General features: G+C 38.2%; 22 protein-coding genes and 1 tRNA gene. 7 read left to right on the top strand and 16 right to left on the bottom strand.

Annotated elements, in window-relative coordinates; all coding sequences use genetic code 11:
* Positions 1-862: 862 nt before the first annotated feature.
* The 3 genes from rhuM to CRO15_RS09650 all read right to left on the bottom strand — a co-directional run bounded on the left by rhuM (position 863) and on the right by CRO15_RS09650 (position 3,517).
* Positions 863-1,852: a virulence RhuM family protein/type II toxin-antitoxin system death-on-curing family toxin gene (rhuM, locus tag CRO15_RS09660; protein WP_097045583.1), complete on the bottom strand. Its 990-nt coding sequence runs from the start codon at positions 1,850-1,852 to the stop codon at positions 863-865.
* A 97-nt stretch (positions 1,853-1,949) separates the two neighbouring features.
* Positions 1,950-3,182 carry a site-specific integrase gene (locus tag CRO15_RS09655; RefSeq protein ID WP_097045582.1) on the bottom strand — a complete coding sequence of 411 codons (1,233 nt, stop codon included), beginning with the start codon at positions 3,180-3,182 and terminating at the stop codon, positions 1,950-1,952.
* 250 nt (positions 3,183-3,432) lie between these two features.
* Positions 3,433-3,517: transfer RNA gene (locus tag CRO15_RS09650), tRNA-Ser, on the bottom strand.
* 103 nt (positions 3,518-3,620) lie between these two features.
* On the opposite strand from CRO15_RS09650, the gene CRO15_RS09645 reads away from it, so the two are divergent.
* Positions 3,621-4,376, top strand: coding sequence for a sulfite exporter TauE/SafE family protein (locus tag CRO15_RS09645; protein WP_097045581.1), 756 nt, complete (start codon positions 3,621-3,623; stop codon positions 4,374-4,376).
* Positions 4,377-4,384: 8 nt separating this feature from the next.
* Positions 4,385-5,578: a DegT/DnrJ/EryC1/StrS family aminotransferase gene (locus tag CRO15_RS09640; protein WP_097045580.1), complete on the top strand. Its 1,194-nt coding sequence runs from the start codon at positions 4,385-4,387 to the stop codon at positions 5,576-5,578.
* Here CRO15_RS09640 and ribB read toward each other — a convergent pair.
* From ribB to CRO15_RS09585, 11 genes are all read right to left on the bottom strand, one after another.
* Entirely contained in the window at positions 5,575-6,714 is a 1,140-nt protein-coding gene (gene ribB / locus CRO15_RS09635) for a 3,4-dihydroxy-2-butanone-4-phosphate synthase (protein ID WP_097045579.1), read from the bottom strand. The genes CRO15_RS09640 and ribB overlap by 4 nt on opposite strands.
* Entirely contained in the window at positions 6,715-8,229 is a 1,515-nt protein-coding gene (locus tag CRO15_RS09630; RefSeq protein WP_097045578.1) for an LptF/LptG family permease, read from the bottom strand.
* Positions 8,230-8,233: 4 nt separating this feature from the next.
* Positions 8,234-8,884, bottom strand: coding sequence for an outer membrane lipoprotein periplasmic chaperone LolA1 (gene lolA1 / locus CRO15_RS09625; RefSeq protein WP_097045577.1), 651 nt, complete (start codon positions 8,882-8,884; stop codon positions 8,234-8,236).
* 1 nt (position 8,885) lies between these two features.
* Positions 8,886-11,258, bottom strand: a complete 2,373-nt coding sequence (locus CRO15_RS09620; RefSeq protein WP_097045576.1) for a DNA translocase FtsK — start codon at positions 11,256-11,258, stop codon at positions 8,886-8,888.
* A 62-nt stretch (positions 11,259-11,320) separates the two neighbouring features.
* Positions 11,321-11,686 carry a diacylglycerol kinase family protein gene (locus CRO15_RS09615; protein WP_097045575.1) on the bottom strand — a complete coding sequence of 122 codons (366 nt, stop codon included), beginning with the start codon at positions 11,684-11,686 and terminating at the stop codon, positions 11,321-11,323.
* Positions 11,679-12,185 carry a thiol peroxidase gene (gene tpx, locus CRO15_RS09610; RefSeq protein WP_097045574.1) on the bottom strand — a complete coding sequence of 169 codons (507 nt, stop codon included), beginning with the start codon at positions 12,183-12,185 and terminating at the stop codon, positions 11,679-11,681. Before tpx ends, CRO15_RS09615 begins: the two co-directional genes overlap by 8 nt.
* A 101-nt stretch (positions 12,186-12,286) precedes the next feature.
* A complete protein-coding gene (locus CRO15_RS09605) occupies positions 12,287-12,544 on the bottom strand; it encodes a DUF6952 family protein (protein WP_097045573.1) in 258 nt (85 codons plus the stop codon).
* The gene (locus tag CRO15_RS09600) at positions 12,525-12,839 is read right to left on the bottom strand and encodes a thioredoxin family protein (RefSeq protein WP_097045572.1); all 315 of its coding nucleotides are present in this window, start codon (positions 12,837-12,839) and stop codon (positions 12,525-12,527) included. Before CRO15_RS09600 ends, CRO15_RS09605 begins: the two co-directional genes overlap by 20 nt.
* 4 nt (positions 12,840-12,843) lie before the next feature.
* A complete protein-coding gene (locus CRO15_RS09595) occupies positions 12,844-13,488 on the bottom strand; it encodes a peroxiredoxin (protein ID WP_097045571.1) in 645 nt (214 codons plus the stop codon).
* 205 nt (positions 13,489-13,693) lie between these two features.
* Positions 13,694-15,184 carry a Na+/H+ antiporter NhaC gene (nhaC, locus tag CRO15_RS09590; protein WP_097045570.1) on the bottom strand — a complete coding sequence of 497 codons (1,491 nt, stop codon included), beginning with the start codon at positions 15,182-15,184 and terminating at the stop codon, positions 13,694-13,696.
* Between the two features lie 61 nt (positions 15,185-15,245).
* Complete coding sequence (locus CRO15_RS09585) at positions 15,246-16,466, bottom strand: aminotransferase class I/II-fold pyridoxal phosphate-dependent enzyme (RefSeq protein WP_097045569.1); 1,221 nt, start codon at positions 16,464-16,466, stop codon at positions 15,246-15,248.
* 150 nt (positions 16,467-16,616) lie between these two features.
* Here CRO15_RS09585 and CRO15_RS09580 point away from each other — a divergent pair, with 150 nt between their 5' ends.
* From CRO15_RS09580 to CRO15_RS09560, 5 genes are all read left to right on the top strand, one after another.
* The gene (locus CRO15_RS09580; RefSeq protein WP_097045568.1) at positions 16,617-17,075 is read left to right on the top strand and encodes an Lrp/AsnC family transcriptional regulator; all 459 of its coding nucleotides are present in this window, start codon (positions 16,617-16,619) and stop codon (positions 17,073-17,075) included.
* Positions 17,076-17,182: 107 nt separating this feature from the next.
* Positions 17,183-17,572, top strand: a complete 390-nt coding sequence (locus CRO15_RS09575; RefSeq protein WP_097045567.1) for a hypothetical protein — start codon at positions 17,183-17,185, stop codon at positions 17,570-17,572.
* A gap of 314 nt (positions 17,573-17,886) precedes the next feature.
* The gene (locus CRO15_RS09570) at positions 17,887-18,630 is read left to right on the top strand and encodes an outer membrane beta-barrel protein (RefSeq protein ID WP_097045566.1); all 744 of its coding nucleotides are present in this window, start codon (positions 17,887-17,889) and stop codon (positions 18,628-18,630) included.
* Positions 18,631-18,659: 29 nt separating this feature from the next.
* Positions 18,660-20,861 (top strand): hypothetical protein, encoded by a 2,202-nt coding sequence (locus CRO15_RS09565; RefSeq protein WP_097045565.1) that lies wholly within the window; start codon positions 18,660-18,662, stop codon positions 20,859-20,861.
* A gap of 119 nt (positions 20,862-20,980) precedes the next feature.
* Positions 20,981-21,211, top strand: coding sequence for a hypothetical protein (locus tag CRO15_RS09560; protein WP_097045564.1), 231 nt, complete (start codon positions 20,981-20,983; stop codon positions 21,209-21,211).
* 109 nt (positions 21,212-21,320) lie between these two features.
* Here the strand turns inward: CRO15_RS09560 and CRO15_RS09555 are convergent, their stop codons facing one another.
* The gene (locus CRO15_RS09555; RefSeq protein WP_207763850.1) at positions 21,321-22,241 is read right to left on the bottom strand and encodes an aldo/keto reductase; all 921 of its coding nucleotides are present in this window, start codon (positions 22,239-22,241) and stop codon (positions 21,321-21,323) included.
* The gene (locus CRO15_RS09550; protein WP_097045562.1) at positions 22,231-23,538 is read right to left on the bottom strand and encodes an NTP/NDP exchange transporter; all 1,308 of its coding nucleotides are present in this window, start codon (positions 23,536-23,538) and stop codon (positions 22,231-22,233) included. Before CRO15_RS09550 ends, CRO15_RS09555 begins: the two co-directional genes overlap by 11 nt.
* Positions 23,539-23,595: the final 57 nt, after the last annotated feature.

Here is a 23,595-nt window from a genome sequence, read left to right as displayed (position 1 = left end):
TTTATAGACGCAAGGATGGGAAAAAGACGCAAAATACTTTAATGTGATTTGTTAGAGAAAACCAATTGCTTTAATACCCCATACTATCAAAATTCCGTTATTCTAATTGTGTTTTATTAAAAGACATTCCTGTTAATAAGTTTACGGAACCGAGTGGAGAAAAAGGGAAAGGCTTGTAAAATGGCCATTTTAAAAGAGGCTTTTGTTATTGGCAGGAACCTTTGATTATGAAGTCCCATTTCTGGTCTTTTTTAGTATTCTCGTTAATACACCTTTTATGGGACAGTTCGATACCCATATTCAGTTTCTTATAGCATTTTGATTTCAATTAATGCTAAACAGATTTATATTTTATTTCTAACTATCTGATTTTCATTAATTTTCGGAGTTAGTGAAATTTGGAGTGTTTTGGTTAATTATGATTTAGGCGAAAGGCACTAAGTGTTTACATTTTTTGTCCTGCCAGCAGGACGAGGAATGTAAAGCAAGAGGGTAACACGCTAACGCGATGTTACGTTTTTTAGTTAATTGATTTTCAATCAATTATGTGAAGATAAAATTTCATCAAAAAAAGTTTTTACAGTAAAAACCTTGGTAGTCCCAGTAAACATTGGAATTTTTTACAGTAAAAAATATTTGTCGCCCCAGTTTGTACCCGTTTGGTAGACTGTTTTCATCAAATCAAATTTGACATTGTTTGGGGTAGTTCGAATGTTCCTTTTTTTGATTGGAAAAGTATATTTGAGATATTGTAGGTGCGCCCTATTTCAATTTTACTTAACGCTTATCTTTCCAAACACTATAAAATCGAAACAGGATCCCAGCGCAAAGTTTAAGAAATGGGACATTTCTGATTAGACTGTTATTTAGCTTTATTTCTATTGAGAATGCTCACGATCAGATTTTTAACTGTTTCCATTTCATCGGGCTTGCTTGCTGCTACAAATAGGGTAAGACTGGCTAGGGCCTCATTGCTTATGATTGGCATTCCATTATTCATTAACATACCATTCATTTCAAGAAACATAAGAAAACATGCTGCTGCGATTCTCTTATTACCGTCTGTAAAAGCATGGTTCTTGGTAATCAAATACAGTAAAGCAGCCCCCTTTTCCTCTATACTGGGATAAAAGTCCTGATTCCCGAATCCTTTTGATATTTGGGAAATTGCACTTTCAAATCCTTTATCCTTTTCTAGTCCAAAAACATCGGAATCAAATTCCTTTTTCATTTGGTCTATTAGGGATTGGTATTCCTCTTTAGTTGGATATGTTGTTTTTGCTACGGTGAGTCCTTTTGAATCTAGTCTTTCATGGTCATAGTCGTCCAGTAACGCAAGTCCCTTTGTAAACTGACCAAGCCATTCGTGACCCTGCTCTTGCGCTTTATCTTCAATAGCTCTACCAAGTATCTGAATTCCTGATCGAAGCACTTGGATTTCCTGATTCGTTTGTTGCAATCTCTTTTGATTGAGGGCATACCCTTTGATTAAGTAATCTTTTAATCTTTGGCTTGCCCATTGCCGAAATTGGGTGCCTCTAATGGATTTAATTCGGTACCCCACTGAAATAATAACATCTAAATTATAGTACTTTGTTGTTTTAGTCTGTGTCTTCCCTTGTATAGCACCATGTTGAGTGGTATGTGCAAAATTTGCACATACCACTTTTTCTTCCAATTCACCTTCCTTGAAAATATTTTTTATATGTCTGCCTACAACCGTTCTGTCTCGTTCAAAAAGTAGACCTAATTGCTCTTGGCTTAGCCAAACGGTTTCATCATCAAAAGTTACTTCGACTTTAGTTTGACCATCAGAACTTTGGTAAATCTCTATGTTGCTATTATTGCTCATGCTGTATTATTAGTACTGTTCGGTAGGTGTATATGGAATATACCTTTCAAATGTAGTTGATTAAAAGCGTTACTTACCTTGAATTATTTCTAACAATTCAAGGTTGATTAGATTTATGTATTTTATCCTTTACCCGCAATTTTTCCTTGAGCAACTGCATATCCTCGCTAACCTTCCGATTTAAGATTTTGGCATAGTGCTGTGTTGTCCGAAGTGATTTATGCCCTAACATCTTACTTACCGATTCAATGGAGACGCCATTAGAAAGGGTTACAGTGGTCGCAAAAGTATGTCTGGCCAAATGGGTTGTTAAATGTTTTTTAATGCCGCTTAGATCAGCTATTTCTTTGAGATAGGCATTCATCTTTTGGTTGGTCAAAACAGGAAGAACCCTACCATTCATCAGGAAGGGACTATCTTCATATTTCTCCAAAATCATCATAGCAGTTGGTAAGACCGGGATATTGCTTTTAGTTTTGGTCTTTGTACGCTTGGTGTTGATCCAAAGCTCCCCATCAATACCTGTGACAAAATCATCATGGGTCAATTTTTTCACATCGGCGTAGGCAAGCCCAGTAAAGCAGCAAAACACAAATACATCCCTAACGTGTTCCAAGCGTTCAGCCATAAAAGGTTTATTCATCAATTGTTGTAGTTCTTCCGAGGTTAAAAATTCACGTTCAACATTTTTTAATCTCACTTTCCAATTGGCAAAAGGATCTTTGGGAATCCATCCATTGGCATAAGCGATTCGTATAATTTTTTTAAAGTTGACAACATATTTAATAGCTGTATTGTGGCTACATTTTCTTTTGGTCTTTAAATAGTACTCAAAGCCAGAAATGAAAGCATGGTCAACCAACTTAACAGGTATATCTTTTTTACGAAGCTCTTTTCGAAGATATTCAGCTAAATGACTTTTGGCCGTTCTGTATCGTTCAGCAGTGCCTTCTGCAAAATCCTTGCCCACCAAACTTTCTACCTGGTCGTTGTGTTCCTGAAATATCTCTAGCAACATTATATGTTTCTGGTCTTTTCCCAAGTAAGCATCACGCAAAGATTCGGATGTAAGTGGTAGGTCGTTTTCTTTTATCCTTTCAGCATGCTTATAGATTTCAGTTCGCATTTTGTTCAGATAAATATTTAGTTGGCGTATATCAGGCGAAAAACCCTGTACCACACTGGTGGCAGCATTCCATTTATGTGGATATGTCTTACGGCCAGTGCTGAGTTCGGAACGTTTACCATCCACTGTAATTCTGAGATAAATCATAGCCCTACCTTCGCTATCCGCCTTGCTTTTTTTGAGGTAAAATAGAAGAGAAACCATAAAGTGACACCTATATAAACTAAAATTCCCTTCAAATTAGGAAAAAAATATCAAAATTCCATCCTTGCAAGACATTGAAATACAGTAAATTATAAGAAGATAGGTGTCAGTTGGGCTAAGAATTCTGACTGACCCCGAAAAGGGCACTTTTTAACATGATTTCAAATGATATCATTTGACACCCTAAAAAACAAAAAACCTGTAAATCAATAATTTACAGGTTTTAATGATGTGATATATATGATATCAGCGGAGGAAGAGGGATTCGAACCCCCGGAGGTGTGACCCTCAACAGTTTTCAAGACTGCCGCATTCGACCACTCTGCCATTCCTCCAATGCGGGTGCAAATATACTAACCTTTTTTATTTCTATAAAAGCCTAAATACTTTATTTTTTTAAGTGCCCAGATTCCAATATTACCTGCTACTTTTGTTTTTATGGATCAATGGTATCACTACGTGTTATTGATTGTAGTCGGCTTTGCCGTGGGATTTATAAATACAATTGCCGGAGGAGGGTCTTTATTGGCACTACCTACACTAATTTTTTTAGGACTTCCGCCAAGTGTTGCCAATGGTACAAATAGAGTAGCTATTATTATTCAAACATCTTTGGCTACCGCCGGATTTAAAAGCAAGGGCGTATCTACCTTTCCTTTTAACGTGTACTTGGGGATTTCAGCCTTAATAGGGGCAATTATTGGTGCCCAAATTGCTGTTGATATTAAAGGTGAGACATTTAACCGCATTTTGGCTATTGTTATGATAGCTGTGGTTGTAATTATCATTTTTAAACCTAAGATAAATGTTGAGGAACTTGCAGAGCGAACAACAGGGAAACACTTATGGATTGGAATTATAGCCTTCTTTTTTATTGGAATCTATGGTGGTTTTATCAATGCAGGGATAGGTTTTGTTATTATTTTGTTTTTGCATTACGTGAACAAAATGAACCTGGTTAGGGTAAATGCCACCAAAGTTTCTGTTGTTCTCGCCTATACGCTGTCTGCCTTGGCCGTTTTCATTATCAATGATAAGGTAAATTGGCTTGCGGGACTAACCTTGGCCATTGGAACTGGAACCGGAGGATGGGTCTCGAGTAGGGTGTCGGTCAATAAAGGAGATGGATTTATAAAGACATTTTTAATCATCATGGTCATTGCAATGGCCATAAAACTGTGGTTTTTTACCTAAATTATTATATGCCAGGATTTGAACTTTTTGGAGATAAAGAAAGAAAACAAGTGCAGGACGTACTTGATTCGGGAGTATTGATGCGTTACGGTTTTGATGGGATGCGTAACGGACATTGGAAAGCAAGAGAGTTGGAAACTGCTCTTTCCCAGAAAATGATGGTGAAACATACGCATTTGGTCAGTAGTGGTACTGCTGCGCTAACTGTGGCATTAGCTAGTGCTGGCATTGGAGCAGGGGATGAGGTGATTATGCCCACGTTTACCTTTGTGGCCAGTTTTGAGTCCATTTTAGCCTTGGGAGCAATTCCTATTTTGGTAGATGTTGATGATACGCTTACTCTGGAGCCAAAAGCAGTGGAAGCTGCAATTACGGAAAGAACAAAAGTTGTAATGCCTGTCCACATGTGTGGCTCTATGGCTGATTTGGATAAACTGCAAGCTATCTGTAAAAAACATAATTTATTATTGCTTGAAGATGCATGTCAGGCCATTGGTGGTACTTATCAAGGAAAGCCTTTGGGGAGTATCGGAGATTTAGGTTGTTTTTCTTTTGATTATGTAAAGACCATTACATGTGGAGAAGGAGGGGCGGTAATTACAAATAATGAAGCTTTTTATGAGAATTCACATCAATATTCCGACCATGGACATGATCATATAGGGAGTGACCGGGGAGCGGAGCAACACCCGTTCTTAGGATATAATTATAGGATTTCTGAACTGAATGCTGCCGTTGGGTTGGCCCAAATTGAGCGGTTGGATGAATTTATAGCTGTTCAAAAAAGAAATTATACTGTTTTAAGAGATGCATTATCCCAAATTCCAGAGATTGTGTTCAGACGTGTGCCAGAGGGTGGAGAGGAGAATTATTCGTTTCTTAATTTTTTTCTTCCTTCAAAAGAAATTACTCAAAAAGCACATAAGTCCCTTGGAGCAAACGGTGTTGATGGTTGTTTTTATTGGTTTGATAACAACTGGCATTACTACCGTAAATGGGAACATTTGATTGAACCTAAATCATTGGGTAAGTTGCCGCAAGATGTACTTGACTCACTTCCTGATTATTCCAAGGTGAACTTTTCGACCTCTGATCAATGGGTGGGAAGAAATATTTCTTGCCTCATCAAATTAGGATGGATTGAAGAAGAGGTTCATGAACGAGCCAAAAAAATGGTTGAAGCTATAAAACGGGTAATCTAATAGGTCACGTACTCTACAATTTCCAAACCATACCCCACCATTCCTACGCGGCGGGTTTTACCGGAATTTGTGAGCAATCTGATTTTGGAAATGTCCAAATCATGTAGGATTTGAGCGCCTATCCCAAAATCTTTGGTATCCATGTCAATTTTTGGGGCTTTAATGACTCCTTGTGCCTGTAATTTTTTGAGCTCAACAAGACGACCCAAAAGGTTTGTTGATTGATTTCCCTGATTAATAAATATCATCGCTCCTTTTTCTTCGGCATTTATGGCTTTGAACATTCTATTCAGCACTTCGTCAGGGTTATTGGTCAAAGTACCTAATATGTCATTGTTTATTAAGGTAGAGTTGATTCGTGTCAAAATAGGTTCGCCGGTCTTCCAAGTGCCTTTTACCAGGGCAACATGTACTTGATCATTGGTAGTTTGCTTATATGCACGCAGGCGGAACTCACCAAAACGTGTCTGGATGTCAAAAGCTTCTTTGCGTTCAATAAGACTGTCGTGTTCCATACGATAGGCAATTAAATCCTCAATGGAAACAATCTTTAGATCAAACCTTTTAGCAACTTCAATTAATTGTGGTAATCTGGCCATAGTGCCGTCCTCGTTCATGATTTCCACAATAACACCAGCAGGCTTCAAATCGGCCAACCTTGCAAAATCTATGGCTGCTTCTGTATGTCCGGTACGCCTTAAAACACCACCTTCTTTTGCAATTAAAGGGAAAATGTGTCCCGGTCTACCCAAATCGTGCGGTTTGGTAGCTGGTTCCGTGAGCGCAATAACCGTTTTGGCCCGATCAGCGGCTGAGATACCGGTTGTAACTCCATTGCCACGCAAATCCACTGAAACTGTAAATGCGGTTTCCAATGGGTCTGAGTTATGGGTAACCATTTTATGGAGTCCAAGTTCTTCGCACCTACCTTCAGTGAGCGGGGCACAAATTAAACCACGGCCATGCTTGGCCATAAAATTTATAGTCTCCGGGGTAATAAGTTCTGCAGCGGCCAAAAAGTCCCCTTCATTTTCTCGGTTTTCATCATCTACAACAATGATAACTTTACCTTGTCTTATGTCCTCAATGGCATCTTCAATGGCATTGAGCTGTATTTTTTTTTCTTTGGAAACCATTTATTCTTCGGAAGCTTTTTCTTTCTTTTTAAAGAGATTCTTTATGCCATCAATTATATGTCCAAACCCAATAAGTCCTCTATCTGCAGTGGCCCTTTTGGTGAGTGAAATTCCTATTGGGAGCATGATCAATGTTGGCAGCCAGGCACCCAACATTGGATGAATGTTATTTTCCTTGGCATAATTTCCTGCAAATACCCCAATGAAATAATATGCCAAAAATAAGATAATGGCAACAACCATGGGCAATCCCAGTCCACCTTTTCTGATAATGGCACCAAGTGGTGCTCCTACAAAGAACAAGATGATACATGAAAAGGCCAATGCGTATTTTTTATGCAGAGATAGGATATGGCTGTTATAAAATTTAAACCTTTTTTGGAGCTCTTCTTTTTTAGAAACAACAGTTGAAAGAATTCCCGATACATTGGTTTTAGCAGTATTGATGACCTGTTGACGTTGCCAATCCTCTAGACTGGTTACCAACTGTTCCACACTTTCAATACTGTCATTTTCCACTTTTTGATTCTCTTTTGCCAATTTGCGAAGATTATCACTTATGGCCCTGGCTTCCGGGGTGCTGTCTTTTTTCTTTTTTGTAACAGGAAATGCACCCATACGATTGGTTATATTTTTGGAGAAGGCCTCAACTTTTTCCAAGTTGTTTTTTTCTAAAGAATCTATATCCTTGATCAAACGGCCCACATTTTTCATTTTGTCGGTGGTAATGTTACCGTCTTCTTCCAAATCCTGATTGTTCAGTTCGGAAATATCAATATTTATAGTATAGGTCTCAAATTTTGCCTTTGCGAAAGGGTGCTTTCTTTTTTCCTTACTTTTTTTGGGCCTGGTCTCTTCGTAATAATTGCCATCCTTTAATACCAATTGAATAATATCTGAATCTTCACTGCTAATTAATTCTCCTGATTTTGCTTTTATGACAACATTATTAATACTGAGCTTATTTTTTCTGTGGATGATTACATTATCTAAAAACCGATCTTGTTCACCATATTTTTTATCCACTTTAATGTTCATCCCCGATCCGGTGCCTTCAAAATCACTAAAAACGCCCTCTGTAATAGCGGCGGCTGGTTTAACCTTGGCAATATTCCGCCTTAGGTTGAACATTTTTTGTTCGGCTTTTGGAATTACATTATTGGCGAAGAAAAAAGTAACTCCTCCTAAAAAAACGACGTAAATGATTAGGCTGCGCATTCCTCTTTGCAAGGAAATCCCTGAAGCTTTCATGGCTGCAAACTCATAATTTTCGGCAAATGTTCCAAAGGTAAGTATGGAAGAAAGTAATACCGTTAGAGGCAATACTTTATCGACCAGTGTGGGAATAAAGTAAAAAATAAACTTTCCAATGATAACTATACCAAGACCTTTCCCTGCCAAATCATCTATAAAAAGCCATATTCCTTGAAAAATGAAAATGACAATTAAAATGAAAAATGCGCTAAAAAAGTTATAGAGAAATCTAGATAATATATACCTGTCAAGTATTTTCAATGCTCTAATTTCTTATGATGTAATATCCCTTGTCCTCGTATTTTTTCTCGTTAAAGGTAAAAAGAGCGCTTGACAGTGGTTGATTGGTTTTGAAAGAATTAACAGTAATGGATGTTTTTGTGCCGTTCTCTCCTGTTTGAATGAGTTTGTAGATATGTTTGGTCTGGGAATCCACCCCTAAAAGAATGGACTTTATTTCAGTATTGGAATCAATTGGTGTGAGTTTCACATATTGTATTTTCCTTCCCCCAACGTTTTGAAGAATGTCCCATTGGTAATTATGCCCAGTTTTGTAAAAGGTAAGCATTTTTGAAGGAGTGATGTTATTGTTGTCCTCAGTGATATCCTCAATGGTCACTTCTTCGTTTTCTGGAACAATGGTATATACTTTTTTACCATCATTTAGTTGTTGTGCGCCCAAATAATCTAACAAATACTTATCTCCCTTTATGTAGACGTTACCGTTTGTTTCTTGTTTAATATTAGCTTCTGTATTTTCCAAGGATGACTTAAAATCAATATATATGTTATCGTAGCTTTTTGCCTTGTTATATACTTCATCCAACAGGGCTTGTGCTTTAGAAGAGTTTTGCCCAAAGGAGAAAAACCCTATTGCGAAAAGACCAATAAAAAGAAGTTGCTTTTTTAATTTCATGTTACTTTGTTTCGTTTTGTAATAGTTGCTCAAGGGATAAAATATCCGGAACCAACACTTGACGAGCCTTACTGCCTTCAAAAGGCCCTACAATTCCGGCTGCTTCCAATTGATCTATGATTCTACCAGCTCTATTGTACCCAAGTTTTAGTTTTCGTTGTATTAAGGAGGCTGATCCTTGCTGTGCGGTCACTATGACTTCGGCAGCATCTCTGAACATAGAATCCCTATCTGCGATATCATAATCAATCCCCGTGCCAGAATCTTCCCCTACATACTCTGGGAGCAAATGGGCATCAGGGTATGCTCGTTGTGAGCCAATATATTCTGTGATTTTAGCCACCTCTGGAGTATCCACAAATGCACATTGTAGTCGGGTAACATCATTTCCTTGGGTAAAGAGCATATCTCCACGACCAATAAGCTGATCAGCGCCTTGGGCATCTAAAATAGTTCTTGAATCTATTTTAGAAGTTACCCTAAACGCAATACGAGCGGGGAAATTGGCCTTAATAATTCCGGTAATGACATTGACCGATGGCCTTTGCGTAGCAATAATTAGATGTATACCTATGGCACGTGCCAATTGTGCCAATCTGGCAATGGGCGTCTCCACCTCTTTGCCTGCTGTCATGATTAAATCTGCAAACTCATCAATGACTAAAACAATATATGGCAAGAATTTGTGCCCATCATTTGGATTAAGTTTTCTAGCCTTGAACTTGACATTATACTCCTTAATATTCCGTACCATTGCCAGTTTAAGCAATTCGTAACGGTTGTCCATCTCAATACAGAGTGAATTCAAAGTATTGATGACTTTGGTATTGTCAGTTATTATGGCGTCTTCCGAATCTGGTAACTTGGCCAAGAAATGGCGTTCAATTTTATTATATAGTGTGAGTTCTACTTTCTTTGGGTCTACTAAAATAAACTTGACCTCCGCTGGATGTTTTTTGTAAAGTAGGGAAGTAAGCACAGCGTTTAAACCAACCGATTTTCCTTGACCAGTTGCCCCGGCCATAAGCATATGCGGCATTTTGGCCAAGTCAACCACAAAAGTTTCATTGCTGATGGTCTTTCCAAAAGCAATGGGGAGTTCCATTTCGGCTTTTTGAAATTTATTGGAAGCTATTACCGAACGCATGGAAACAATAGTGGCATTCTTATTGGGGACTTCAATGCCAATGGTGCCTTTTCCGGGAATGGGGGCAATTATCCTAATGCCCAAAGCGGCTAGAGATAAGGCAATATCGTCCTCGAGGTTTTTAATTTTTGAGATTCGTACACCTGCTTCTGGCACAATTTCATACAAGGTCACGGTTGGACCAATGGTTGCCTTAATTTGGGCAATTCCAATTTTATAATTCTTTAGGGTACTTACAATTCTGTTCTTATTTTCTTCAAGTTCTTCTTGGTTGATGGTAATACCACCGGTAGCTCCATGTTGATCAAGAAGTTCGATATGTGGAAACTTGTAATTCCCTAATTCCAATTTGGGGTCAAACTCCCCAAAATCCTTGACTAGTTTTTCTGCCTTTACATCGGTCTCTTCCTTTTCCTCAGTAACTTTTTCAACCTTGAGGTCTATATCCAAATCTTCTTCTTGCGGAAGATTGACATCCAATCCTGCTTCACTTTGTAAAGGTGGAATATCTTTTTTATGGGTGTAGGTGTCCACAGCAACCGGAGTATCAGTTTCCATACTGAGTTCAACACTACCATCATCTGATTGAACTGTTACCGGAGTGGATTTACTTTTCTTGAAATCAGATTTTAGTTGTTGCTTTTGTGAGCGGAAGAATTTGGCAACACCTTCTGGGCTGAAGTTGAAGAGCCGAACCAATATGACCATCAACACAAAAACCAATAAGAGAAATACCCCAATTTTACCGGTATAATCTTGAAGAAAGTCATTCATTTCATATCCAATCAATCCTCCAAGTAAAGGTTGTTCAAAGGCAAAGAAACCCAATGCAATTGAAATCCATATGATTCCCGTAAGTCCCCATATCCATTTGCCAATAAGGCCTTTACTATCCAACCCAAGAAATAGATAAAGTCCGGTTATGGCCAATAATAATGGGAATGAAAGAGAAGCCAATCCAAAACCTTTGTACATAAAAAAATGACTTACGCTAGCTCCAAACTTGTTCAATAGATTGCTGGCCTGCGCATTTCTATCTTTAAATTCAGAAAGCATGCTCTGATCTTCTTGCCATGTAAAGTAATAAGACATAAAAGAGAAGAAAAGGGCAATACTGAGCACAATTAAAAGGCTGCCCAAAATAATTTTATTTTGCTTGGACAGCTTTAGTGAAAAGCCTTTTTGTGAGGATGTAGGTTTTTTGGATTTAGTCCTTTTTTTTGCCATTAATCTCTAATATGGGGGCTAATTTACAAATTTACGATGCTACCGATGATCCCAGATGTTTGTTATGTCATTTTTGGCAGATAAATAATGAGTCCTATTATACTTGCAACAATGGATACTATCATAACGGCACCGGCAGAGATATCTTTTATAAAACCAATTTTAGGGTCTTTTTTTGGTTGAATATAATCCGATATTTTTTCAACGGCCGTATTTAATCCTTCTATTCCCATAACCGTTCCTATGGCTAACAATTGCACCATCCATTCGGCACTTGAAATATTGTAGTAGAAACCAGCACCAGTAACCAGCAGAGCAATAACAAACTGAATTTTGATACTGGACTCTGTCTTTAAAAGCAGGAACATTCCTTTTAAGGCATAGCCAACACTTTTGACCCTATTTTTTAAGAAAGATTCTTTAGGCATCCATCAATGCTTCTAGTGCTGCTTTATAATTGGGTTCATCGGCAGTTTCTGAAACTTGTTCGGTATAAACAACATTACCTTCATTGTTTATCACAACAACAGATCTTGAAAGGAGGGAGGTAAAGGCACTATCCGCAAAAGTTACACCATAATCCTTGCCAAAGTTCCCTGTTTTGTAATCGGAGAGCATGTCAACATTTTCAATTCCTTCAGCGCCGCAAAATCGTTGTTGCGCAAAAGGAAGATCTTTGGAGATACACAATACTTTAGTATTGTCAAGTTCTGCTGCTTCCTGGTTAAATTGTCTTACTGACTGTGCGCAGGTTCCCGTATCTACACTAGGGAAGATATTCAAAACAAGTTTACTGCCTGCGTAATCCGAAAGGGAAACTTCAGAAAGATCAGATTTTGTTAAGTTGAAACTAGGAGCTGATGTATGTATTGCTGGAAGGTTTCCTACTGTATTTGCTGGATTTCCTCCTAAAGTAATTGATGCCATTTTTATATCGATTTAAGATTAATCTCAAAAATATATAAAAAGAAAACCTTCTTGACCATTTTTGCAAGAAGGTTTTTCAACAAATAAAAGGTTATTCTGCTTTATGTATCTATAGAGCCCATGACTCTGGACATAAAATCATTCAGAGCTTCTTTTTTAGGAACACCAGAGTTCATCTTTTTTGAAACTTCTATAGCGCCGTACATGTTTGATATCAATTCTCCCAGTACATCAATTTCCCCATCTTTTAAATGAGAGGATTCGGTTAAATGCTCAAGAGTTTCAAGAGTTTCAATGACATAATCCTCATCATTGGCCTCTATGAATGATAGCACATGTTTAATTACTGGCAACCTCATTGATCAATATTTTCAGTACATCATATTTATTGGTCTGTACTTGGTTTTTAAGCGAACCATTTACAAATGCCGCAAATGTTGGTAAATTATCAACATTGGCAAGACTTCTTGATTCTGGGAACTTTTCTGCATCAACCAAAACAAATGTTACATCATCATTGGTCTGGGCCTCCTTTTTGAATTTAGGCTTCATAATTCTGCAGTTACCACACCAAGATGCCGAATATTGGACAACAACATTTTTATTGTCTTTTACAATTTCTTGCAGGTTATCCTGTTCCAATTCTAAGATCATAGGATTAATTTATATGGTTGGAAAGGTATTCTGCAACACCTTTTCTATCAGCATTCATAGCTTCTTTGCCTTCTTCCCAATTGGCAGGACATACTTCTCCTTTTTGTTGTACGTGGGTATAGGCATCAACTAGACGTATAAACTCATTTACATTTCTTCCCAATGGCATGTGGTTTATACTTTCGTGGAATACGGTACCTTCCTCATCAATTAGATATGTGGCCCTGTAGGTAACATTGTCACCTTCCAAGAAAATAGTTTCTGTCTCTTCATTGAATTCTTCATTTTGAATATCCAATATACCAAGTGCATTGGCCAAATTTCTGTTACTGTCTGCTAGAATAGGGTAGGTAACTCCTTCAATACCGCCATTGTCTTTACTTGTATTCAACCAAGCAAAATGAACTTCCGCAGTATCACAGGAAGCACCAATGACCATGGTATTTCTTTTTTCGAACTCACCTAAGGCTTGTTGGAATGAATGTAACTCTGTGGGACATACAAAAGTAAAATCTTTGGGGTACCAGAAAAGGATAATTTTCTTGTTTTCGGACTTAGCTTTATCCAAAACATTGATTTTAAAGGTGTCTCCCAATTCATCAATTGCATTTACTTCAAGATTTGGAAATTTTTTCCCTACATGCGTCATTTTAATACTTTTTTATATATTGATTTTGTGCAAATGTATTCCAAGCATTCTTCAATGTAAAACTTTGGGATTAGATTTTGTTATGCATTAATAGTACATGTTGATACTACCGGTTAGCAAGCTGCAAATCAAAAAACTAGAATAAAATCATTGCTTATAATCAATGAAAAAACATGCAAGTTGTAAAATATTTAATAGGAGTTGGCTATGTTTTTGAAGGGGTGGCCAATTGCTTGATCTTTATTTTAAAGGCCGCGAACAAAAGTGTCATAAATGGACTTAGCCAATTGAAAATGGCATAGAAAAAGTATTCTCCCACACCTACGCCTAAAACACCGCTATGATATGCCCCGCAGGTGTTCCAAGGTACCAACACTGAGGTAACCGTACCAGAATCTTCTAAGGTTCTACTTAAATTTTCAGGAGCCAATCCACGGTCTTTATATGCTTTAGAAAACATTTTTCCTGGTACTACCAAGGCCAAATATTGATCAGATGCAGTAACATTTAAGGCCAAACAGCTACCCACAGTACTGGCAAAAAGTCCGAAAGTGGTTTTTGCCATCTTCAATAAAGATTCTGTAATGCGCTCCAGAGCTCCAATACCGTCCATAATTCCACCAAAAACCATAGCGCAGATAATTAACCAAATGGTTTCTAGCATTCCTGCCATTCCCTTGGCTTTAAATAGGTCGCTCAATTCAGGGTTATCAGTTGCAATTGATGTCTTTATTGTTATGGCATTTAAGATGCCTTTGTACCCAGATTCAAAAGTCAAATCTTTTCCTCCACCCAGAAGACTAACTATTCCCGGTTGAAAAACCAAAGCGAACAAGGCTCCAAGTAAAGTACCTATTAAGAGAGCAACCAACGGGGGAGTTTTTTTAATAATCAATATTATGACTACAAGGGGAACCAAGAACAACCATCCACTAATATTAAAAGTGCTATTTATGGTGTTTAGAATAGAAGAAGTATCTGTTGCACCGGATGGGTCAATCGTAAATCCTAAAATAATAAAGACCACAAGGGTAACAGATATAGTTGGAATGGTGGTATATGTCATATAGCGGATATGCGAGAAAAGCTCCCCACCTGCCATAGTAGGGGCCAAATTGGTTGTATCGCTCAAGGGAGACATTTTATCTCCAAAATATGCTCCTGACAATACCGCACCGGCAGTCATCCCTAAAGAAATGCCCAATGCATCGCCAATACCTATTAATGCAATTCCTACGGTAGCAGCCGTTGTCCAGCTGCTTCCGGTTGCAATGGATATGATAGCGCAAATAACAACACTAGCTGCCAAAAAAATGGTAGGATTCAAAATCTGAAGACCATAATAGATCATTGCTGGTATAATTCCACTTATTAACCAAGTGCCAGCTAGGGCACCGACCATTAAAAGGATAAGTAATGCTCCGGTTGTGGATTGTACATTTTCGGCTACTTCGGCAAACATTTGTTTGTAAGATACCTTCTTGTAAAAACCCACAATAGCTGCCACTGCACCTCCCAATAACAAAATAAACTGGTTTGATCCTCCTATTGCGCTATCACCAAATACGAAAACATTGTAAGCCAACATGGCCACTAAAGCAAAAACCGGGATAAGTGCCTCCCAAATGCTCAATTGCTTATTTTCTACAATATGTTCATCTTGTCTGTACTTTGGCTTTTTATCCTTTTTTGGCATCTAGTTTGATTTTGTTAGCAGGTAATATTACGATTTTGAACCTTGTTCTGCAAACGAAGAATCATACCAATGCGGCATCACTTTTTAAAATGCCCAATTTTTCCATACAGCATTTCATGGCTTCATAAGTTTTTTGAATATCATTATCCAAACCAATTGAAAAACGGATTAGCCCTTGTGAGAGACCAAGTTCTTCCTGCTCTTCCAAAGGAATTTCTGAAGAGGTGGAAGTACCTGGAGCACTAAACAATGTTTTGTAAAAACCAAGGCTCACGGCCAAATATCCCAATTTCTCTTTCTGCATGAGTTCCATTAAGGCGTTGGCGTTGTCCAGTGAGCCCACATCTAAGGTAATCAACCCTCCAAACCCGTACTCTGCGTTCATTTGTGCTTTCATGGTTTTGTGACCAGGATGACTTTCTAGCCCTGGATATACCACTTTTAATCCATCTTTTTCAAATTGTTCTGCAAGGTAATGTGCATTTTCGCTGTGCTTTTTTATTCTGATGTGCAAGGTTCTCATGTTTTTGAGAATAGAAGCCGCTCTTACGCTATCCAATGTGCTTCCCAAAAGCATACCTGCTCCATCATTTACGTCTTTTAGACTCAGACAAAAATCTGTAGAAGCGCAAACGGCTCCAGCAACACAATCGCTACTACCGTTGATGAACTTGGTAAGACTGTGAACCACAATATCAGCTCCTAACTTAGCGGCATTGATATTTAAAGGAGAAAAAGTGTTGTCTACCACTAAAGGAATACCATGTTTCTTGGCCAATTTTGAAAGCGACTGAATATCGGCCACTTCCAACAAGGGGTTGCTGACCGCCTCGCAGTAAATCATCTTGGTTTTTGAGGTGATGGACCGTTCAACAATATCAAGATCTGTAATGTCAACAAACGATGTGGAGATATTGAACTTTTTCAAAAAGTTCTTTAGAAAAGCATAAGTTCCCCCATAAATAGTTCTACTACAAACAATATGTTCATTGGCATTACAAAGTTGAAAGATAACGGAACTTATAGCGCCCATGCCACTGGCATAAATGTTGGCAGACTCTGTTCCTTCCAACTGTGCCATTGCTTCCCCTAAATATAGATTGGATGGGGAGGAGTGTCGGCTATAAAGGTAGCAACCTTCAGTATTACCTTCAAAAGTATCGAACATGGTTTTAGCCGATAAAAAAGTGTAGGTGGAAGAATCGGAAATAGAAGGATTAACACCTCCAAATTCTCCAAAATATTGCAAGTCTTGTATATTTTCTGATGCCTTGTAGTCCATTGGAATAGTTTTGATGTAAAAATATAGTTATGATGAACTATTGTCAATATAAATTTATAACTATAGATTTTTGGTCTAAAATTTATAATTTTATAGAACTTAAATCGTTTTTAAAATAAAAATTTAAAGGTTAATAGAAAAACAATCAGTATGGAGTTGGATAATACGGATATACAATTGATAAAACTATTGCAAGAAGACTGTAAAAAGACCACAAAACAATATGCAGACAATCTACATTTATCCAAAACTGCCGTGTATGAAAGAATCCGTCGTCTTGAACGGAACAAGGTTATCACAAATTACGTAGCATTGGTGGACAAAGAGAAGGTGCAACGAAATTTTACCGTGTTATGTCATATTAGATTGGCACAGCACACCAAAGAGAATGTACTGAGGTTTGAACGGGAGATTTTAAAATTGGAAGAAGTTTCGGAGTGCTTTCATGTAAGCGGAGATTACGATTATATTCTGAAGGTAAATGTGGAGAATATGAAAAAATACAGGGAGTTTATGGTAACCAAACTAACGGCTATCAGCAATATTGGAAACACCCAAAGCTCTTTCACCATAAAGGAAGTAAAGCACAGTACCGCTGTAAGTATTTAAGAAAGTTTAACCTAAAACGATGTTAAAAAGGGAGTCACATTGGAGCGATATGCCTAATTTTTCCTCAATCAAGAAACAAACTACGATCAAAAAACACCTTTTTACAAATGAATTCGCGTATACGAGTTTTGCTCACAGTGCTGGCAACAATCATTGGCGGGCTGTCCCTAATACTTTACACAACATTATCACAAGACATCATTTTTGATGGATTAAGTTACTGCACTTCTTCCAGTACCGATTTGGCATTTGGGGGGCTGGCTACTTTTGCTTCTGCTGCCTTGGCAGGCTTTATTGCTTCACTTATAGTGGTGAGGGATAATTACTGGCCACACTTTTTCATTTCACTCTTTATTATTGGCAAAATGTCCTTTGTTGTTGTTTGCGGTCAATGGAGCGGGCCAATGTGGTTTGAAACGGGAATGAACCTATCCCTTTTGGCAGGCCTTTGGTTAGGCTGCTATGGAGCAGTAAAATTTCCATTGGCTCCTGTCTAAAATTCCCAAAAAGTCTAAAAAACATTCCATAATTTCCTAGAAACCTTAAGGGGCTTTTTAGTGTCAGATCATCGAGTTTATCCATCTCAATCCTGAGCGGAAATAACTTGCTTGAACAATCCTACCTGCCCAAACCATATTTCCATTCACTTCTTTCCATATATGGTTCAACCTATTTGATGGATTCAAATCCCCATTAGATGAAATCAAAACTTGTATTCCTCAATTGAAAGCGGGTATCCGTCAATCAGCAGTGCCCTAGCCGCATATTTCTTTGGTTTTTTGCCTTAAATCCTTAATAAGAATAAATAATTATGAAGAGAAAAAAACCGTATAAAGGTGAATGCAGGTATAAAACAAAGCTCTGTGGGAGTTTACTTGTTTTATGTATGGCCTTCAGTTTTACAGATTCCATGGCCCAGAGTTCAGGGAGTGCTGGAGAGGAAATTGCCATTGGCGCAAAAGTTGGCGCAAATTTCAATCAATTCTCACGCCCGGGAACAACTTTAGGCGGAAGTGTTGGAGGCTATGTACGCTATGCCGCCCTAGATTTTTTGGAAGTTCAAGGCGAGCTTCTGTATAGCCGTATTGGAGGGGGAAGAAGAGATTTTTCCAGAACAACAATAGCTGAGGACATATTGTACACCAATAGGGATGTTAGACTTCATACAATTGAATTACCAATTTCGGCCAGACTGGGCCTTCCAGAATTAAATGGGGGAGCAGTGGTACCAAAGCTAATTGTAGGCGGTGGATATGCATATAATTTTGCGGCTTTTGAAAAAAGAGATGCCATTTTTCAATTTGCCAATGGCGCAAATGGCCTGATTCCTGATCTTGACGAAAATGTTGGCAGCGATTACGCCAAACACATTTTTAGTGCCCATGTGGGTATTGCCTTGGACTACAATTTGCCCAATGGCAAGATGCTTACCATGGAGTTCAAGTACCGGAGGGGATTGAACGATGTAAACAAAATAAAAACAAATGTCATTGAACTGACTGATAGATTATACCCGTCCGGGTTCAATATTAACTTTTCTTATAGAATTTATTAAACAAGCAACAAATCTTTAATTATACAACTATGAAAAATATCAAAAAATTATTAGTAGCACTAATTGTCCCAATTGGTTTGGTCAGTACAGGCTTTTTGGCAACCTCCTGTAAAGATGACCTTACGGAAGAGGATATTCTTAATTTAGGAACCGAGGCAGATGAACTTGCCAAGACAAAGGCGGTTGAGGCGCTCAACGCAGCCGGGCAAATGGTAAGCTTTCAAATTAAAATAGTAGATACAAAAGGTAAACCAGTAGATGGGTTAAATGTATCCATGGTAGCAGCTTCAGAAGGTGGTGTTGCAGATGATCAAGCATTGGTCACTGATGCATCTGGGGCCGTATTCTTTGATCGCGTTGCCATTGGAGGCAATACCGTTAGTATTTCAGGAGAAAACATTGTTGATGCTTTGGTTTCTTTGGATTTTGGCCCTATCCGTCAGGGAATCCACTATCAAATGATCAATGGAGAAGTTGTTCCTACCCCGGTTACCGAAAGTGCTGTCCTTACTGTGTTGGGGTCAGGTACCTCTACGGCTACCGTAAAAGGTATAGCTACCATAGAAACAGATTTGACAAACGATACAAAAGAAGTGCCACAGGACATTACCATTGCTGCCAATCTTAAAGGAGAATTGGTACAGGCAACATCTGTGGACAATATGCAATACATTCTTACTTCAGAATCAATAGGTTCTGCTACGGTAGACAATGCAACGGGAGCATATACCATAGCGGTTCCTGCTGGTGTGGCATTTGATTTGGTCGTTCCCGAAGTTCAGGCAAACCAACGTGTTGCCATAAACGGTTTGGATGACAAAGATTTGGCCCAACCAGAATACAGGGATATACTTACCAGCTTTGGTTATAATGACCAAGCAGATGAAATCCCTACCGTACCCGGTGCAAGAATTCTTTTTGATGCCCCAAAAGGTGCAGGTGAAGGTTTTTCATTGGCCTTGTCCGAAGTAGGACGTAGTTTACCTGGTATTTCTTTTTCAGCTTCTACACCACAATTGGCAGGCCTTAGTTTTGTTGCACAATTTTTGGACTACGGTTCTGGTTATGTTGCCTCCCCAAAGGTGACCATTACGGATCCTACAGGTTCAGATGCCTATGCAAGGGCGGAACTTACCATTAACTCGATTACCGCTGCTACTTTAACAGCTGCTGGTACTGGTTATGATGCTGATGAATTTTACGATTTTGATTTTGAGATAGATTATCTTGATGAAGATGATGGGAGCGTACAAACGTTCACAGATTATGGTTTTGGTGATAATATGATTTCAGTTACTACTGATGAAAATGGGGAATTTACGCAAGCAGCTTTTGATGAAGCTTTGGTTACAGCTATAGGTAACTTCTTCACTAATCCTATCACAATAACTAATTATGATATCGTAGAGATGCGAATTATTCAAAATGATAATGCTGGTGCAGATGCTGTCTATACCGTTACAGCGGCAGATTCAAAAATAAGCGAGATTCAGATTATTGAAGGTGGATCAGAGTATACCAACCCTACATTTACCATTCCTGGAGCAGAGCTTGCTGTACATGGGTTTGGTACCCGTTGGGAATATACTGTTGATAACTCTAATGTAACCACTCCATACACTGTATTGCCGCAAAGCATTGAATTTCAATATGAGGAAGTAACCGTAGGCGGAGGTTCAGAAGCAGCTTTGAATGAAAGTATGGATGGTTTCCGTATAGATGACAGTGGTAATGTACAGTTTAAGGATGTATTGGTAACAGAAAAAACAACAAGTTTTTACGCTGAGGCTACTCCAAAAGTCATAATTAAAGAACCAAAAAATATTGCGGCATCAAGGTATATTAACGCGTCTTCAATCAATAAAGATGGGCAGATAACTTCCATAGATGAGGAGAGCGATCATCTTATGGATTTCGTTGAAAATGACGGTAGAGGTTATGATGATGTTTTTGGAGCATCCATTAGACCGGCAATTGAGGGTGCCCCGGGTAGCGGAGCAGCAGTAGAAGTTGTAGATGGTACATTCCTAGCCAGTGGCGAATATACGTGGGGTGGAAATCTGGATATAACTAATCAAGGTTCTGGATACTTGCAAAACCTAAATGTACAAGGTGCTACTTCTGACTTTAGTGTAAGTGGTTCTATTTTCAACATAACTCTAGAAGAAGGAGCAACACGTATTGTAAACATTAGCTATGGTACTGGAGATAAACATGAAAATGTTCACTAATCATAACTAAGTATTTTTTATAATTATTTAAAAAGGCTGTCTCAAACCAATGAGACAGCCTTTTTTGTTTTTAAGAGTTGTTTAACCCGTTGTACATTTTGAACAAAAAAGCAAGCGATATGTCAGTTCGTGTTTTTTCCTGTCAGATTGAGCTCTTGCCTTCCGAAGTAGTGTACGGAGGAGAGGCAGTCGAAATCAAGGGAAAAAGTATCGAGAACAAGGTTTATTTTAGTTATAAAGTCTATAAAAAAATGAATGTCTCCTCGAGCGCAGTCGAGAGGTTCTTTTTAAAATTAATTGTTTTACTAGGTCTCGCCTTTCTACAGGCCCAGGATGATAGCTCAACCTGAGGTTTTTTAATTGAATGAAAATCAAGTAGATGATTGAATCCCTATATTGAACTCACATTGTTTAATAATTGGACCATTAAGATGGCGGAAGTCTTTTCAATAAGATTCCTTACAGAGATTTAAGATGGGTCAACATCTTGTTTCTCATATGGGTACCTGGCATTTTGCCAAGACCTGCACCCATGTTATCTATCATATGGTGGGGTTTTGAAGTCCCGGGAATAACACAGGTAACATCCTCATTGGACAGGATAAACTTTAAAAAATACTGTCCCCAACTGTTTATGCTTTGCTCTTTGGCCCACTGCGGAAGTTGCTTTCCTCTAACTAACCTGAACAAAGAACCACTTTCATAAGGTTGGTTTATAATAGTAGCGGTTTTATATTTTTTGGCGGCGGCAAACAAAGAATTTTCAGCATGCCTTGATCTAATGGAATAATTGAACTGGACAAAATCCGGTCTTTCAACCTTAATGATTCTTTCCAAAGTACTATGGGACGAATCCACATAATGTGTAATGCCCCAATACCTTATTTTTTGCTCGTCTTTCCATTCCCGTAATGTTTTTACATGGGTTTTCCAGTCCACAAGATTGTGTATTTGGATCAAATCCATTGTATTTCTTCGCATTTTGGACATAGATGCTTCCATCTGTCGTATTCCAGCCTCTTTTCCAGATGTCCAAACCTTGGTGGCGTAAAATAGGTCATCCTTAAATTGGAGCCTATTGGTTAAATCGCCCACAACTTTTTCAGAGCTTCCATACATGGGAGAGGAGTCGATTACCGTACCTCCTAAGCGATGCATTTCTAAAAGTACTTGGCTTAAAATTTTGCGTTGTTGCTCGGAGTTTCCTGCATCAAAAGTTTGCCAAGTTCCTAACCCAACTATGGGTAAGGATTCACCGGAAGACGGAATAGCCCGAGATAAGATTTTTTTGTTCTCTTTTACTATATCTAGGTATGGGTGAAAGGAAAGCCCAATCCCACCCAATAAGGATAGCTTTAAAAGTTCTCTTCTACTGTGCATTGTGTTCATATATAGATTCATTTAAAGTTAAGATATTCTCTTTTTGTTGCTGTTGCTTTCCTAGTTTTCGGCCCGCATAGCTCCAAAGTAATGCAGCGGGTGCTGCTAAAAATGCAATGGTTCCTAAACTCAGCCCCAGTGTAAACAAACCTGCAAAAATCCAACCCACTAAAGCATCACCGCCGCGATAAACAGCTGTATCTATAAAATTCTTCGCCTTGTATTTTTCATCAATAGAAGAAACGGTGAACAATATCTCTCTCCCTGGACGCAGTAACATAAAATTTCCAGCACGATGAAGCACCAATAAGATTGCAATAGTGATCAAAGATTGATGTAAACCCAAAACAATTAATCCAAATCCCATAAGCAAGGGAACGGAAGCCAAGACAATGGACAACCCCAGTTTCTTTATAATTCTACCGGTGAAAAAAAACTGCCCCATAATTGCAATGGCATTCACGGTAAAATCAATATTTGAAAAATAACTGATGCGTTGATTGCTGTTGGTCAAGGTCTTTTCCAAAATATGTGCCTGTTCAAAATAGAGTACTGTGGAAATGGAGGTGTAAAGAAGAATAAACCCCACTATACCCAGAAGATATGCAGATTTGATGATTTTTTTAATACCCTCGAACAAAACCTTGCTATTGAATTTTATATTTTCAGAATCTTTATTGAAATGTGCTTGTTTATTGGATAATTTAAAAATGACCAAGATGCAAAACAGCGCAATGATCAAAAAGAAAGCGGCAGCCAATAAAAGTGAACTTATGGAGAAAAGACTATTTAACCTATTGGCAATTATGGGGCCAGTAAGTGCACCTAAACTACCTCCAGAAGCAATAATGCCAAAATAACGTTTAGAGGATTTGCTGGAGAAAACATCGGCCATAAAACTCCAGAAAAGGGAAACCACAAAAAGGTTGAATACGCTCAGCCAAATAAAGAATGAAATGGCAATGCTTCTTGTAGCCCCAAAAAGTTTAAATAGAAAGTAGAACAATAAAATGTTGCCAATGCAAAATGAATAAGAGAACAGTAGCACTCTTTTAATGGAGTTTTTGGCAACTAGCAATCCAAAAATTGGGACGATGCATAACATAGCTAAAAAAGTTCCTGTGAACAACCATTGCATATTTATGGCACCGTTCACTATACCCATTTCATCACGTAGCGGCCTCAGAATAAAATAAGAACATAACAAACAGAAAAAATAGATAGCGGAGCAAGCCACGATTTTTAGTTGCCTGCTTTTAAGGTGGTTGAGTTTTTCTGAAAAGAGATTTTTTCTCATCGGGCCTATATCAGCTTTTATAGAAGCTAATATGACCACATTGACTTTTTAAACCTT

The sequence above is a fragment of the Flagellimonas pacifica genome, assembly GCF_900215465.1.
GTDB lineage: Bacteria > Bacteroidota > Bacteroidia > Flavobacteriales > Flavobacteriaceae > Flagellimonas > Flagellimonas pacifica.
Note: the sequence above shows the minus strand (reverse complement) of the source record. Positions and strands in the feature narration are given on the sequence as shown.

Bases quoted from the DNA above. Each gene is read 5' to 3' on its own strand.
- rhuM (WP_097045583.1), bottom strand. From the start codon at position 1,852: ATGAGCAATAATAGCAACATAGAGATTTACCAAAGTTCTGATGGTCAA.
- CRO15_RS09655 (WP_097045582.1), bottom strand. From the start codon at position 3,182: ATGGTTTCTCTTCTATTTTACCTCAAAAAAAGCAAGGCGGATAGCGAA.
- CRO15_RS09645 (WP_097045581.1), top strand. From the start codon at position 3,621: ATGGATCAATGGTATCACTACGTGTTATTGATTGTAGTCGGCTTTGCC.
- CRO15_RS09640 (WP_097045580.1), top strand. From the start codon at position 4,385: ATGCCAGGATTTGAACTTTTTGGAGATAAAGAAAGAAAACAAGTGCAG.
- ribB (WP_097045579.1), bottom strand. From the start codon at position 6,714: ATGGTTTCCAAAGAAAAAAAAATACAGCTCAATGCCATTGAAGATGCC.
- lolA1 (WP_097045577.1), bottom strand. From the start codon at position 8,884: ATGAAATTAAAAAAGCAACTTCTTTTTATTGGTCTTTTCGCAATAGGG.
- CRO15_RS09620 (WP_097045576.1), bottom strand. From the start codon at position 11,258: ATGGCAAAAAAAAGGACTAAATCCAAAAAACCTACATCCTCACAAAAA.
- CRO15_RS09615 (WP_097045575.1), bottom strand. From the start codon at position 11,686: ATGCCTAAAGAATCTTTCTTAAAAAATAGGGTCAAAAGTGTTGGCTAT.
- tpx (WP_097045574.1), bottom strand. From the start codon at position 12,185: ATGGCATCAATTACTTTAGGAGGAAATCCAGCAAATACAGTAGGAAAC.
- CRO15_RS09605 (WP_097045573.1), bottom strand. From the start codon at position 12,544: ATGAGGTTGCCAGTAATTAAACATGTGCTATCATTCATAGAGGCCAAT.
- CRO15_RS09600 (WP_097045572.1), bottom strand. From the start codon at position 12,839: ATGATCTTAGAATTGGAACAGGATAACCTGCAAGAAATTGTAAAAGAC.
- CRO15_RS09595 (WP_097045571.1), bottom strand. From the start codon at position 13,488: ATGACGCATGTAGGGAAAAAATTTCCAAATCTTGAAGTAAATGCAATT.
- nhaC (WP_097045570.1), bottom strand. From the start codon at position 15,184: ATGCCAAAAAAGGATAAAAAGCCAAAGTACAGACAAGATGAACATATT.
- CRO15_RS09585 (WP_097045569.1), bottom strand. From the start codon at position 16,466: ATGGACTACAAGGCATCAGAAAATATACAAGACTTGCAATATTTTGGA.
- CRO15_RS09580 (WP_097045568.1), top strand. From the start codon at position 16,617: ATGGAGTTGGATAATACGGATATACAATTGATAAAACTATTGCAAGAA.
- CRO15_RS09575 (WP_097045567.1), top strand. From the start codon at position 17,183: ATGAATTCGCGTATACGAGTTTTGCTCACAGTGCTGGCAACAATCATT.
- CRO15_RS09570 (WP_097045566.1), top strand. From the start codon at position 17,887: ATGAAGAGAAAAAAACCGTATAAAGGTGAATGCAGGTATAAAACAAAG.
- CRO15_RS09565 (WP_097045565.1), top strand. From the start codon at position 18,660: ATGAAAAATATCAAAAAATTATTAGTAGCACTAATTGTCCCAATTGGT.
- CRO15_RS09560 (WP_097045564.1), top strand. From the start codon at position 20,981: ATGTCAGTTCGTGTTTTTTCCTGTCAGATTGAGCTCTTGCCTTCCGAA.
- CRO15_RS09555 (WP_207763850.1), bottom strand. From the start codon at position 22,241: ATGCACAGTAGAAGAGAACTTTTAAAGCTATCCTTATTGGGTGGGATT.
- CRO15_RS09550 (WP_097045562.1), bottom strand. From the start codon at position 23,538: ATGAGAAAAAATCTCTTTTCAGAAAAACTCAACCACCTTAAAAGCAGG.